Annotated in this window: 14 protein-coding genes; 6 read left to right on the top strand and 8 right to left on the bottom strand. The window is 73.0% G+C overall.

The features are described 5' to 3' along the window. Positions 1 to 35 precede the first annotated feature (35 nt). The 6 genes from lysS to ACYQBY_RS17050 all read left to right on the top strand — a co-directional run bounded on the left by lysS (position 36) and on the right by ACYQBY_RS17050 (position 5,023). Positions 36 to 1,577, top strand: coding sequence for a lysine--tRNA ligase (gene lysS, locus ACYQBY_RS17075; RefSeq protein WP_459645057.1), 1,542 nt, complete (start codon positions 36 to 38; stop codon positions 1,575 to 1,577). A gap of 92 nt (positions 1,578 to 1,669) precedes the next feature. After that, a complete protein-coding gene (locus ACYQBY_RS17070) occupies positions 1,670 to 1,831 on the top strand; it encodes a hypothetical protein (protein ID WP_459645056.1) in 162 nt (53 codons plus the stop codon). Between the two features lie 92 nt (positions 1,832 to 1,923). Then, positions 1,924 to 2,304 carry a histone-like nucleoid-structuring protein Lsr2 gene (locus tag ACYQBY_RS17065; protein ID WP_459645055.1) on the top strand — a complete coding sequence of 127 codons (381 nt, stop codon included), beginning with the start codon at positions 1,924 to 1,926 and terminating at the stop codon, positions 2,302 to 2,304. A 42-nt stretch (positions 2,305 to 2,346) separates the two neighbouring features. Next, on the top strand, positions 2,347 to 3,066 hold the full coding sequence (locus ACYQBY_RS17060) for a FadR/GntR family transcriptional regulator (RefSeq protein WP_459645054.1): 720 nt from the start codon (positions 2,347 to 2,349) through the stop codon (positions 3,064 to 3,066). Positions 3,067 to 3,212: 146 nt separating this feature from the next. Continuing rightward, a complete protein-coding gene (locus tag ACYQBY_RS17055; RefSeq protein WP_459645053.1) occupies positions 3,213 to 4,190 on the top strand; it encodes an ABC transporter ATP-binding protein in 978 nt (325 codons plus the stop codon). Continuing rightward, complete coding sequence (locus tag ACYQBY_RS17050; RefSeq protein WP_459645052.1) at positions 4,187 to 5,023, top strand: ABC transporter permease subunit; 837 nt, start codon at positions 4,187 to 4,189, stop codon at positions 5,021 to 5,023. Before ACYQBY_RS17055 ends, ACYQBY_RS17050 begins: the two co-directional genes overlap by 4 nt. 61 nt (positions 5,024 to 5,084) lie before the next feature. On the opposite strand, the gene ACYQBY_RS17045 is transcribed toward ACYQBY_RS17050, so the two are convergent. The 8 genes from ACYQBY_RS17045 to ACYQBY_RS17010 form a co-directional block, all read right to left on the bottom strand. Beyond that, positions 5,085 to 5,717, bottom strand: a complete 633-nt coding sequence (locus tag ACYQBY_RS17045) for a LutC/YkgG family protein (RefSeq protein WP_459645051.1) — start codon at positions 5,715 to 5,717, stop codon at positions 5,085 to 5,087. Continuing rightward, complete coding sequence (locus ACYQBY_RS17040) at positions 5,714 to 7,228, bottom strand: LutB/LldF family L-lactate oxidation iron-sulfur protein (RefSeq protein ID WP_459645050.1); 1,515 nt, start codon at positions 7,226 to 7,228, stop codon at positions 5,714 to 5,716. The genes ACYQBY_RS17045 and ACYQBY_RS17040 overlap by 4 nt, the downstream gene beginning before the upstream one ends. Continuing rightward, the gene (locus ACYQBY_RS17035; protein ID WP_459645049.1) at positions 7,225 to 8,001 is read right to left on the bottom strand and encodes a (Fe-S)-binding protein; all 777 of its coding nucleotides are present in this window, start codon (positions 7,999 to 8,001) and stop codon (positions 7,225 to 7,227) included. Before ACYQBY_RS17035 ends, ACYQBY_RS17040 begins: the two co-directional genes overlap by 4 nt. Positions 8,002 to 8,086: 85 nt before the next feature. Beyond that, the gene (locus tag ACYQBY_RS17030; RefSeq protein ID WP_459645048.1) at positions 8,087 to 9,190 is read right to left on the bottom strand and encodes a winged helix DNA-binding domain-containing protein; all 1,104 of its coding nucleotides are present in this window, start codon (positions 9,188 to 9,190) and stop codon (positions 8,087 to 8,089) included. A gap of 55 nt (positions 9,191 to 9,245) precedes the next feature. Further along, complete coding sequence (locus tag ACYQBY_RS17025; RefSeq protein WP_459645047.1) at positions 9,246 to 9,863, bottom strand: hypothetical protein; 618 nt, start codon at positions 9,861 to 9,863, stop codon at positions 9,246 to 9,248. A 10-nt stretch (positions 9,864 to 9,873) separates the two neighbouring features. Then, positions 9,874 to 10,791: a carbohydrate ABC transporter permease gene (locus tag ACYQBY_RS17020; RefSeq protein WP_459645046.1), complete on the bottom strand. Its 918-nt coding sequence runs from the start codon at positions 10,789 to 10,791 to the stop codon at positions 9,874 to 9,876. Further along, a complete protein-coding gene (locus ACYQBY_RS17015; protein ID WP_459645045.1) occupies positions 10,788 to 11,741 on the bottom strand; it encodes a carbohydrate ABC transporter permease in 954 nt (317 codons plus the stop codon). Before ACYQBY_RS17015 ends, ACYQBY_RS17020 begins: the two co-directional genes overlap by 4 nt. Further along, entirely contained in the window at positions 11,738 to 13,030 is a 1,293-nt protein-coding gene (locus ACYQBY_RS17010) for an ABC transporter substrate-binding protein (RefSeq protein ID WP_459645044.1), read from the bottom strand. The genes ACYQBY_RS17015 and ACYQBY_RS17010 overlap by 4 nt, the downstream gene beginning before the upstream one ends. Positions 13,031 to 13,189: the final 159 nt, after the last annotated feature.

The following is a 13,189-nucleotide window of genomic DNA, read 5'->3' as shown; positions in this document are numbered from 1 at the left end:
CCGGGGCGCCCCCGGCGCGCGGATAGCCTGGCCCGGTGAGCGAGGAGAACCACCAGGCCCCTGCCGGCCCGACCGAGCACGACACCGAGCACGATCCAGCGGACGACCTGCCCGAGCAGGTGCGGGTCCGCCGGGAGAAGCGCCAGCGGCTCCTGGACTCCGGTACCGACCCGTACCCGGTCGGGGTCGCCCGCACGCACTCCCTGCGCGAGGTCCGCGAGGGGTACGGGCACCTGCAGGCGGGGGAGGAGACCGGTGACGTCGTCGGTGTCACCGGCCGGGTGGTGTTCGCCCGCGGCACCGGGAAGCTGGCGTTCGCGACGCTGCAGGAGGGGGACGGCACGCGCCTGCAGGTGATGGTGTCGCTGGACGGGGTCGGCGCCGACGCGCTGGAGCGCTGGAAGTCCGACGTGGACCTCGGCGACATCGTGTTCGTCGCCGGCCGCGTCATCTCCTCCCGGCGGGGGGAGCTGTCCGTGCTCGCCGGGGAGTGGGCGATGGCCTCGAAGTCGCTCCGCCCGCTGCCGGTGCTGCACAAGGAGATGTCGGAGGAGACCCGCGTCCGGCAGCGCTACGTCGACCTGCTGGTGCGCGAGGAGGCCCGCCGTGCCGTGCGCGCCCGCGCGGACGTGGTGCGCTCGCTGCGGCGCACGCTGGAGGACCGCGGCTTCACCGAGGTGGAGACCCCGATGCTGCAGACGCAGCCGGGCGGTGCCGCGGCGCGGCCGTTCGTGACGCGCTCCAACGCCTTCGACATCGACCTGTTCCTGCGCATCGCGCCGGAGCTGTTCCTCAAGCGCTGCGTCGTCGGCGGCATCGAGCGGGTCTTCGAGATCAACCGGAACTTCCGCAACGAGGGCTCGGACTCCACGCACTCCCCGGAGTTCGCCATGCTGGAGGCGTACGAGGCGTGGGGCGACTACGACTCGATCGGGCGGCTGACGAAGGACCTCGTGCAGCAGGCGGCGACCGCGGCGTTCGGCGGCACCGCGGTGACCCTCGCGGACGGCTCGGAGTACGACCTCGGCGGGGAGTGGGCGAGCATCTCCATGTACCCGTCCCTGTCCGGAGCCCTCGGGGAGGAGATCACCCCGGCCACGCCGGTGTCCGCGCTGAAGGCGCACGCCGCGCGGCTGGGCATCTCCGTGGACGAGGTCCGCTGGGGCCACGGAAAGCTCGTGGAGGAACTCTGGGAGCACTGCGTGGGAAACTCGCTGCACGCCCCGACGTTCGTCCGGGATTTCCCCGTGGAAACCTCCCCGCTCACCCGCGCGCACCGCAGCGTGGAAGGTGTGGTGGAGAAGTGGGACCTGTACGTTCGGGGTTTCGAGCTGGCGACCGGGTATTCGGAGCTGGTGGACCCCGTGGTGCAGCGGGAGCGGTTCGAGGCGCAGGCGCGCCTGGGTGCGCTCGGCGACGACGAGGCCATGCGCGTCGACGAGGACTTCCTGCTGGCCCAGGAGCACGCCATGCCGCCCAGCGGCGGGATGGGCATGGGGATCGACCGCCTGCTCATGGCCCTGACCGGCCTGGGCATCCGGGAGACCATCCTGTTCCCGCTGGTCAAGCCCCGCTGAATCCCCCGGGCGCGTCCGCCGGGCGGCCCGGGCGCGGCGGCTCCCGGTGCGGGCGGGGATTTCCGCCGGCGCCGGGAGCGTACGCTGGGTGGGTGGACGTCGTCTCCGCCCTCCTGCCCTCCGCGGGCATCCTCGTCCTCTTCGTCGTGGTGATCCGGGCGATGCTGCACGGTGACCGTCGTGAACGTGCCGCCCTGGCCCGGATGGAGAAAGAGCGCGGTGATTCCGCGGACACGCGCGACACGGCCTCCTGAGCCTTTTGACAATACCCGCCGAAATCGTCATGATCTGTTGGTCGGACGATTTCGGCGGGTCTTGTGCCTGCGTGCGTGAAAGGGAACACCCCATGGCTCAGAAGGTTCAGGTCCTGCTCGTCGACGACATCGACGGGGGCGAGGCCGCGGAGACCATCACCTTCTCCCTCGACGGGGTGACCTACGAGATCGACCTGTCCGACGAGCACGCCGGGGCCCTGCGGGACGCCTTCGCGCCGTGGGTCGGGCACGCCCGCAAGGTCGGCGGTCGCAGCGGCGGCGCCGCCCGCAAGTCCGCCCCCGCAGCCCCCAAGCAGCGCACCGGGCAGGCCGCCCCCACCGGCGGCTCCGGCGGTGTGGACACCGGCGCGGTGCGCACCTGGGCGCGCGAGAACGGCTACACGGTCTCGGACCGGGGACGCATCTCCGCGGAGATCATCAAGGCCTACGAGGACGCGCACGCCGACAGCTGAGGCGACCGCGGGGCGTGCCGGTCCCGTCGCTAGGGTGAGGGCGTGCGGACCCACGAGGCTGTCCTGCGCCGCATCGAGGCGGACCTGGCCTGCGGGGACCTGCGCGTCGGCGGGCGGCTCCCCCCCGAGCGGCTGCTCGCCGAGCAGCTCGGCGTGAGCCGCGCCTCCGTGCGGGAGGCGATCCGGGTGCTGGAGGCCATGGGCGTGGTCCGCTCGGCCGTGGGGTCGGGCCCGGACTCCGGGACGGTCGTCGTGGGGGATCCCGCCGCGCCCCTGACCGCGGCCCTGCGGCTGCACCTGGGCACCCGGGCGCTGCCCATCGCCGATCTCGTGGAGGCGAGGGTGCTGCTGGAGTCCTGGGCGGTGGCCGCCGCCGCGCAGGGCGACGGGGCGCGGCACGGGGGAGCGGAGGAGCAGCTCGCCCGGGCCGAGGAGCTGCTCGACGCGATGGACGACGAGCAGCTGAGCCCGGAGCGCTTCCACTTCCTCGACGCCGAGTTCCACGTGTCCCTGGCCGCCGCCGCGGGCAACGTCCTGGTGACGACCGTGATGGTGGCCCTGCGCGAGGCCGTGCACGGCTACGTGATGGCCGCGGTGCCGTCCCTGCCCGACTGGCCCGGCACCGCGCGCCGGTTGCGCGCGGAGCACCGCGAGGTGGTGCGGGCCGTGCGCGCCCACGAGGCGGACCGGGCCGTGCACGCCGTGCGCGCCCACATCGAGGGCTTCACCGCCGAGGCGGGGCTGAGCACCACCGGGCGCTGAGCCGCGGGGATCATCCTTCCGTCGCCGCTGCCCCGCCCTTCGTCCCCGCCCCGTCGTCCCTGTGGCGCCGCCACCGGCTACCCACGGCCGATCCTCGCTCACCGCTCCACCCGACAAGCTCCTCGTAGTCGTCACGAGGAGGACACATGATCGAGGCAGTCGGCCTCCGCAAGGTGTACGGGAGCAAGGTCGCGGTCGACGACCTCACCTTCACCGTGCGCCCGGGCATCGTCACCGGTTTCCTGGGGCCGAACGGCTCCGGCAAGTCCACCACCATGCGCATGATCCTGGGGCTGGACCGTCCCACCGCCGGGACCGTCCTGGTCGACGGGATCCCCTACGCCCGCCACCGCAACCCGCTCGGCGCCGTCGGTGCCCTGCTGGACGCCAAGGCCGTGCACACCGGCCGCTCCGCCTACCGGCACCTGCAGGCCGTCGCGGCCACCGCCGGCATCCCGGCCTCCCGCGTCGCCGAGGTCGTCGACCTGGTGGGGCTGCGCGAGGTCGCCCGCAAGCGCGCCGGCGGGTTCTCCCTCGGCATGGGCCAGCGCCTCGGCATCGCCTCCGCCCTGCTGGCGGACCCCTCGACCGTGATGTTCGACGAGCCGGTCAACGGCCTCGACCCCGACGGCATCCTCTGGATCCGCAACTTCATGAAGCACCTGGCCTCCGAGGGGCGGGCGGTCTTCGTCAGCTCCCACCTGATGAGCGAGATGGCGCTCACCGCCGACCACCTCGTCGTCATCGGCCGCGGCCGTCTCATCGCCGACGAGCCGGTCCAGGCGTTCCTCGACCGCACCACCCCGCGGGGGGTGACGGTCCGCTCCCCCCAGGTGGAGGAGCTGCGGGAGCTCGTCACCGCGGCCGGGGGCCGGCTGCTCCCCGGCGCGGACGGGGCGTTCGACGTGGCCGGGGTGAGCGCCGCCCTCATCGGCGACCTCGCCGCGCGGCGCGGGGTGGCCCTGCACGAGCTGACCCCCCAGCGGGCCTCGCTGGAGGAGGCGTTCATGGAGCTGACCGCCGGAGCCGTGGAGTACCAGGCGCAGCAGTCGCCCCCGGGGGCGGCACCCGGCACGACGACCCCGCACGTCCAGCAGAAGGTGGCCCAGGAGGTGGCCCGATGAGCGCGACGACCCTCGAGAAGAACTCCGCCGGGATCCCGCAGTACCGGGCGCCGGAGCACCGGCTGACCTTCGCGGGCATGGTCCGCTCTGAGTGGGTCAAGTTCTGGAGCGTTCCCTCCGTGGTCTGGACGATGGTGGGCGCCGTCGTCGTGACCGTCGGGTTCGGCGCCCTGCTGTCCTGGGGCGTCTCCACGGACCTCGACGACGCCGGGGCCCCGCCCGAGATGGACTTCACGACGCTGTCGCTGGTCGGCGCGCAGTTCGCCACGCTGATCGTCGCGGCGGTCGGCGCCATCACCATCGCCGGGGAGTACTCCACCGGCATGATCCGCACCACCCTCACCGCGGCCCCGCGCCGGGTCGCGGCCCTGGCGGCCAAGGCGCTCGTCCTGGCGCTGAACGTGCTGGTCGTCATGGCCGTCGCGGTGTTCGCCGCCTTCTCCGTCGGCCAGGCGATCTTCGGCACGGTGGACGCCGGCGCCTCGCTCGGCGACGACGGCGTCCTGCGGGCCGTGCTGGGGACCATCGGGATGCTGGTCGGCGTGGCACTGGCCGGCCTCGGCCTCGGCACCCTCATGCGCAACTCCGCCGGCGCGATCTGCACGATGGCGGCGCTGCTGCTCGTGGTGCCGGGCCTGCTGCTGCTCGTGCCGGAGAGCTGGGGCGGGGACGTGCTGCGCACGTACTTCTTCGCCAACACCGCCAACGCGTTCACGATGGTCACGGTGCCGGAGGACTCCCTGTCGCTGGGCCCGGCCATCGCCTGGTTCACCGCGTGGGTGCTCGCCTTCCTCGGCCTGGGCGCGCTGCGGATGTCCCGCCGCGACGTCTGAGCACGCGCACGACGGCCCGGTCCCCTGCGGGGGACCGGGCCGTCGTGCGTTCGGCGGGGCGTCAGCCGACGAGCACGACCGCCAGCGTGCGGGGGCCGTGCACGCCCTCGACGCGGTCCAGCTCGATGTCGCTGGTGGCGCTGGGGCCGCTGATCCACGTCAGGGGGCGGGTCGCGTCGAGCCGGGCGACGGCCTCGGGGACCGTCTGGACGACCTGGTCGGCGTGGACGACGACGAGGTGCCGGTCCGGCACGAGGGAGATCATCCGCCGGCCCTGCCCCGCCGAGCCGTCCAGCACGACGGTCCCCGTCTCGGCGACCGCCACCGCGCACCCGGTGAGGACGGCGTCGACGGCCCCGACGTCCTCCGGGGTGAGGGTGCCGTCGTCGTTGGTGATCCGGACCTGACCGCTGGAGAGCCACTCCACGCCGAAGTCGGGGGGTGCCACGACGTGCGAGGCGCCCCAGGAGGCCAGCACGTCGCTCACCGTCTCCGGGATCTCGTCCGGCCCGCAGCGCAGCACCGTCGCCCTGTAGTCCTCCACCCGCTCGGCGAACAGCTCCAGCACGGGCGCCGAGCCCGGGGCGTGCTCTCCGGTGGCGCGGTACTCGCGGGGGACGTCGCGGGGCTCCACCCGCGCCTCCGCCAGCGCGGCGCGGATCTTCGCCAGGACCTCGTCGCGGGCCGTGCTCATCCTCGCTCGTCCTCCTCCTCGTGGGTGCGGGCCCACCACTGCCGGAAGGTCTCCGCCGGCGGCGCGGGTGCGTCCCGGCTGCGCATCCACCCCGACAGGGGCGGCGGCGCCGCCGAGATGCGGCCATCCTTGCCCGCGAACAGGCGTCCCGCACCCAGGGCCTTCTCCGCCAGGACGAACCGCTTCTCGTCGCTCATCACCCAGGACGCGGCGGCCATCGCGGCGGCCTCCGCGCTGGGCGGCACGTGCCGCTCCCTGCGGGCGGCGCGGTCGGTCTCCACGGCGCGGGCCCGCAGGTGCACGAGCAGCGACGGGATGTCGATCTTGACGGGGCAGGCGTCGAAGCACGCCCCGCAGAGGCTCGAGGCGTAGGGCAGGGACGCGTTCGGGTCGTCGTGGTCGCCCATGCCGGTGAGCTGGGGGGTCAGGACCGCGCCGATGGGCCCGGGGTAGGTGGAGCCGTAGGCGTGCCCCCCGGCGCGCTCGTAGACGGGGCACACGTTCAGGCACGCCGAGCACCGGATGCAGTGCAGCGCGGCGCGGCCCACCTCGTCGGCCAGCGCCCGGGTGCGGCCGGCGTCCAGCAGCACGAGGTGGAACTCCTGCGGGCCGTCGCCCGGGGTGACGCCCGTCCACATCGACGTGTAGGGGTTCATCCGCTCGCCGGTGGAGGAGCGCGGCAGGAGCTGCAGGAACACCTCCAGGTCCCGCCAGGTGGGCACGACCTTCTCGATGCCCATGACGGTGATGAGGGTCTGCGGCAGCGTCAGGCACATCCGGCCGTTGCCCTCGGACTCCACGACCGTGAGGGTCCCGCTCTCGGCGACCCCGAAGTTCGCGCCGGAGACGGCCACGCGGGCGGAGAGGAACTTCGCCCGCAGGTGGGCGCGCGCGGCCATCGCCAGCTCGCGGGGGGAGTCGGTGGTGTCCGGGTCGAACCCGGGCATGGAGCGGCGGAAGATCTCCCGGATCTCCGCGCGGTTGCGGTGGATCGCCGGGACGAGGATGTGGCTGGGGCGGTCGCCGCCGAGCTGGACGATGAGCTCGGCGAGGTCCGTCTCGACCGCCGCGATGCCCTCGGCCTCCAGGTGCTCGTTGAGGCCGATCTCCTGGGTGGCCATCGACTTGACCTTGACGACCTCGTCGGAGCCGGTGGCGCGCACCAGGTCGGTGACGATGCGGTTGGCCTCCGCCGCGTCGCGGGCCCAGTGCACCACGCCGCCGCGCGCGGTCACGTTCTCCTCCAGCTGCACGAGCAGCTCGGGCAGGCGCGCCATGACGTCGGCCTTGACGGCGGAGCCCGCGTCGCGCAGCGCCTCCCAGTCGGGCACCTCCCCGACGACGGCGGCGCGCTTGCCGCGGATGGTCCTGGTGGCGTGCCCGAGGTTCGCGCGCAGCTGGGTGTCGCCGAGGGCCGTGCGCGCGGCGTCGGGGAACGTCCTGGAGCCGCGCAGCGGGCCGGCCTCCGGTGCGCCGGGGCCGCGGCGGGGGATGCCGAGGAACGTGCTCACCGGCGGGCTCCCTCGGAGGCGATCGCGGCGCTGTCCTCGGTCGAGGCGAGGATCTCCGCGAGGTGGACGGTGCGGGTGCCGACCCGCATGCGGGACAGGCCCCCGCCGATGTGCAGCAGGCAGGAGGAGTCCGAGGCGGAGCAGACCTCCGCGCCGGTGCTCGCGACGTTGCTCAGCTTGTCGGCGAGCATCGCGGTGGAGGTGTCGGCGTTCTTCAGGGCGAACGTGCCCCCGAACCCGCAGCAGGAGTCCGCCTCGGGCAGCTCGACGAGGCGCAGGCCCTTCACGTTGCGCAGCAGCTCCAGGGGCTTGTCGCCCACGCGCAGCATCCGCAGGGAGTGGCACGTGGGGTGGTACGTGACCCGGTGGGGGAAGTACGCGCCGACGTCGGTGACGCCGAGGACGTCGACGAGGAGCTCGGACAGCTCGTACGTCCTCGCGGCGACGGCCTCGGCGCGGCGGGCGAGGTCCTCGTCGCCGGCGCGGCGGGCGACCATCGCGTGCTGGTGGCGCACGGACCCGACGCAGGAGCCGGACGGTGCGACGACGACGTCGGCGTCGGTGAGGGCCTTCTCGAACACCTCGACGTGGTGGCGGACCACGCGGGTGGCGTCGGTGAGGTAGCCGGTGTTGGTGTGCATCTGGCCGCAGCAGGTCTGGGCGGTGGGGAACGTCACCTCGTGGCCGAGCCGCTCGAGCAGGGCGACGGTCGCCTTCGCCGGCTCCGGGGTCATGGCGTCGGCGAGGCAGGTGACGAAGAGGGCGATGCGCATGGCGCTCCATCGGGCCGGGCGGCGGTCGGGGGGGTGTGGTCTGACCACAGTATGCGCGGTGTCCCGGCCCTCGCGCCAGCACTTCTCAGGAGGTGAACCGCACGTCCGCCCCCGCCTGCGGCGCGAGGAACCCCAGCAGGCGTGCGCCCTCGGCGAGCACCGCGTCCGCCTCGCGCCCCAGCGCCAGCGACGGGCGCACCAGCAGGGTCGCCGAGCCGGGGGAGCGGCGCAGCGCCCACGTCGCGGCCACCAGGCCGTCGACGAGCACCGTGCCCACCGCGCCCCCGGGCCCGCCCGGCAGCGGCACGTGCTCCGCGTCGGCCACGACCCGCGAGCGGTCGGCGTACCCGAGCGTGACGTTGTCGTACTCGGGCAGGAACCGCACCGGCGCGGGGACGTCACCGCCCGGCAGCGCTCCGCCGGGCACGTCCCACAACTGCGCGCCGTCCTCGCCGCGGAACTCCCTCAGCTGCGGCCGGAGCCGCTCCACGACCTCCCGCAACCTGGTCAGCCCGCACCACGCCTGCACGTCGCGCACCCCCGCGGGGCCGAACGCGCGCAGGTACCGCACGACGAGCGACTCCAGCGCGGCGTCGCGGTCCGCGACCGCCGCGGGCCGGCCCAGCCAGTGCTCCAGCGTCGTCAGCGCCGCACGCCCCGACGCCCCCCACAGTCCCCGCGGGGTCACCTGCACGACCGGCACGAGGTAGCTGAACGCCCACGCGAGGGCCTCGGGGTCCAGGTGGGCGAACCGCCCGGCCAGCACCGGCGCGAGCTCCGCGCGGGTCCGCGGGCGCTCGGCCACCGCCGACGCCGCGTACGCCAGCGCGGGTGCGACGTCGTGACCGCGCAGCGCCCGGCCCCACGCGGTGCCCGCGAACGTGCGTTCCATCACCGGCTGGACGAGGGGCCGCAGGAGGACGGCGTCGTCGGCGGTGAGGGTGTGGATCGTCGTGCGCAGGGTCGCGGTGCGCACCAGCCGGCGCGCCGCCAGGGACGCGGAGGCCACCAGCGGGTCGAAACCCGCCAGCCGGTTCCACAGGGCGGTGTAGGGCACGGCGGGGACCTGCGCCTGCAGCCCGGTGAGGTCGTGCACCACGTCCTCGGGGGAGGAGCGCGCCGGCTCCAGCAGCAGGTGGCGGGCGAGGGTGGCCCGCCCCAGCGAGCGCCTCGGCAGCACAGGGGTCACGCGGCGAAACGGTAGGGCCGGCCCGCCGCTCCCGTCACGGGCCGGCAGCGGCGGCTCAGCCGTGGGAGCGGGTGTACCGGGTCTCGACGGCGACCAGGCCGACGACGAGGATCCCGACGCCCGGCAGCGCGAGCGGGGGCAGCATCCACGCCAGCAGCCCGACGAAACCGGCGGCCAGCGCCACGAGCGCGGACCCGGTGGGGTCGGCACCCGAGCGCCGGGCCGCCGCCACCACCAGGGCCCGCCAGGAGGCGCCCGGGGACCACTGCGCCGCCGCCCGGAACGCGACGACGAGCGCGGCGGCGGCCAGGGCGAGCGCCACCCAGCGCAGGACCCCACCACCGGGCAGCGCGCCGCTGGAGGCGACGAGCACGTTGAACCCCAGGACGGCGAGGAGGGCCAGCAGGAGGAGCGAGACGCCCCAGGAGCCGCGCGTGGCGGTGCGGGCGTCGCGCAGCAGCAGCCGCACGCCGGAGGCCTCGCCCTCGACGTGGGAGCGCAGGTGGCGGGTGCCGGCGGCGAGGACCGGCAGCGCCGTGAGGAGCGGGAGCGCGAGCACCCCCACCACCACGCCGGTCAGCAGGCACTCGGCGAAGAGCTCGAACCCGTCGCGGGGCGAGCTCCGGCGCCGTGCGGCCGGGGCGGGGGAGGGGGTGCTCGCGGAGGAACCCATGACGGGATCCTCAGCCCTTCAGGCCCTGCGTCGCGACCCCGTCGACGAGGTAGCGCTGGAACAGGAAGAAGAAGAGCATGACCGGGATCAGGGCCAGCACCGACATGGCGATCATGGCGCCGTAGTCGGAGACGCTGGTCTGGTCCACGAAGAGGCGCAGCGCCAGCGGCAGGGGGTACTTCTCCGGGTCGTTGAGGTACAGCAGCGGCCCGAGGAAGTCGTTCCAGCTCCAGATGAAGGCGAAGATCGAGGAGGTGATGATCGCCGGGCGCATCAGCGGCAGCATGATGCTCGTGAAGATCCGGACGTGCCCGCAGCCGTCGATGCGCGCCGCCTCGTCCAGCTCACGCGGCAGGTTCTTCATGAACTGCACCATGAGGAAGATGAAGAACGCCTCGGCGGCGAGGAACTTGCCGATGAGCAGGGGCACGAACGTGTTGATCAGGCCGAGCTTGTTGAACACGATGTACTGCGGGATGATCAGGACGTGGAACGGCAGCAGGAGCGTGCCGATCATCAGCGCGAACCACAGCTTCCGTCCCACGAAGTCGATGCGGGCGAAGGCGTAGGCGGTCACCGCCGAGGACAGCACCGTCCCGATCACCGAGAGGATCGCCAGGAACAGCGAGTTCCAGGCGAACGTCCACGACGAGATGCCGCCGATGCCGGCCAGTGCCCTGCGGTAGTTGTCCAGGCTGGCGTCGGTGGGCAGCAGGGACGCGTTGCCGATGATCTGGTTGGTCGGCTTGAGCGACGACATCACCATCCACAGCAGCGGGTAGAGCACCACCGCCAGGATGGCGAGGGACACCAGGTGCACGAGCACCGAGCGCAGGAGGGCTCCCTGCTGGCGGCGGGGGGTGCCGGGCGCGGCCTTCCCCGGCTCGGCCAGGGGTGCGGCGGTCGCCGTCGAGGTCGCGGTGCTCACTTCGTCTCCCCGCTGTAGTGCACCCAGCCCTTGGAGGTGCGGAACATGACCCAGGTGATGAGGCCGATGACGACGGCCAGCACCCACGCCATCGCGGAGGCGTAGCCCATCCGGGCGTCACCGAACCCGCGGATGTACAGGTACAGGGTGTAGAAGAGGGTCGAGCCGGCCGGTCCACCGGCGCCGCCGGAGATGATGAAGGCCGAGGCGAAGACCTGGAAGGCGTTGATCGTCTCCAGGAGCAGGTTGAAGAAGATGACCGGGGAGAGCATCGGGACGGTGATGTTCCAGAACTGCCGGACCGCTCCCGCCCCGTCGCACGCCGCCGCCTCGTAGAGCTCGCGCGGCACCTGCTTCAGGCCGGCCAGGAAGATGACCATCGGCGCCCCGAACTGCCAGGTCGCCAGCAGGATCATCATCGGCATGGTCTTGTCCGGGTCGCCGACCCAGCCGCCGGCCTGGAACCCGACCCCGGTCAGCCCGAGGTCGACGATGCCGCCGTCGGAGAACAGCGCCTTCCAGACGATCGCGATGGAGACGCTGGCCCCGATGAGGGAGGGGGCGTAGAAGGCCGAGCGGTAGAAACCCTGCGCCTTCCGCCCGCTGTTGAGCAGGAGGGCGATGGCCAGCGCGGCGGCCAGCTTGATCGGCGTCCCCACGACCACGTAGATCAGGGTGACCTTGACCGACTGCAGGTAGCGCGGGTCGTTGAAGAGCTTCTCGAAGTTCTCCAGGCCGATCCACTTCGGGGACCGGAAGAGGTTGTAGTCGGTGAAGGCGAGGTACAGCGACGCCAGCATCGGGCCCGCCGTCAGGGCGAGGAAGCCGATGAGCCAGGGGGCGAGGAAGGCGTAGCCGGACCAGGTCTCCGCCCTCCGCGCCCGTCGGTGGCCGACGGGCGCGGAGGCGGAGGCGGCACCGCGGAGCGGGTTGGCCTCGACGGTGCTCACTGCTCCAGGGCCGCTTCCGCCTCGGTGAACCACTCCTCGACGGCCTGGTCGACGGTCAGGCGGCCGTAGTTGATCTCCTCGGCGAGGCGCAGGAGCTCCTTCTCGAGGCTGCCGAAGCCGGCGGGCAGCGGCGCGGGGCTCTCGTCGAGGTCCGCGGCGATCGCCTCCTCGTACGCCAGCACCTGCGCGTCCGGACCCTCGGCCGCCACGGCGTCGCGCTGGGTCTTGGAGGCGGGGACGCCGCGGGAGGTGCCGAAGATCTTGCCGACCTCGGCGTCGTTGGTCATGAAGTCGACGAACTCGGCCGCGGCCTCGGGGTTCTCGGTGTTGGCGCCGACCGCGTAGAGCATCGAGGGCTTGACGAAGAGGCCCTTCTCGCCGCCGGTGGTGGGCGGGGTGAGCATCTCGATCTTGGCGGCGCCGGAGTCCTTCAGGTAGCCGGCGAGGAAGTTGTCCCAGCTCATCTCGGTGGCGGTGAGCTTCGCGCCGAACACCGACAGGGGCGCGATCTGCGTGACGCGGTCGGCGGGGACGACCGCCTTCGCCTGGCGGAGCTCGGCGGTGGACTCCAGCCACTTCTTCAGGTCCGCCTTCTCGATGGCGAGCTTGCCCTCCTCGTCGAGGAGCGCCTTGCCCTCCTGGCGCAGCTTCATGTCGAAGAGCCAGAGCACCCCGCTGTAGTCACCGGCGCCCCAGACGTTGCCGGCGCCCTTGGCGCTGGCCTCCTTGATCCAGGCGTTGTACTCCTCCCAGGTCATGCCCTCCTTCGGCGCCTCGACGCCGAGCTGGGTGACGATCTCCGGGTTGTAGTACATCGCGAGGGCGTTGGTGCCGATCGGGACGCCGAAGGTGCCCTCGTCGATCTGCCCGGCCGGCAGCAGCGACTCGTCGATGCCGCTGAGGTCGACGCCGCCCTCGACCTCGCCGAGGTCGAGCAGGGCGCCGCGGTCGGCGTACTGGCGCAGGTAGGAGAAGTCGAACTGCATGACGTCCGGCAGGCCACCGCCGGCGGCCTCGGTGGACCGCTTCTGCCAGTAGCCCTCGTAGTCGGTGAAGTTGGGCTTGACCTTGATGTCGGGGTTGGCCTTCTCGAAGGCCGCGATCGCCTTCTGCATCCGGTCGGCGCGGTCCTGGCTACCCCACCAGGTGTAGGTGATCTCGACGGGGCCGCTGGGCTTCTCGGAGGTTCCTCCGGAAGCCTCGCCGGCCTCGCCACCACCGCAGGCGGTCAGTCCGAGAGAGGCGGCGCAGAAGATGGCTGCGGCGGCGAGGAGGGGACGGTTCTTCATCTCGGAGCTCCGTTGCTCGGTCGTGGCGGGCTCGTCCGGACTTCCGGATCGAGGTCGGGGGCAAGCGCTTACCGGGGACGGTAGGCTCAGGGGACGGCCCCGGTCAAGCACTTCTTTGAAACGTTTTTACCATGATCATGTGAACGTGCACAGGGTGGT

It is taken from the genome of Kineococcus anabasis (assembly GCF_054590795.1).
Note: the sequence above shows the minus strand (reverse complement) of the source record. Positions and strands in the feature narration are given on the sequence as shown.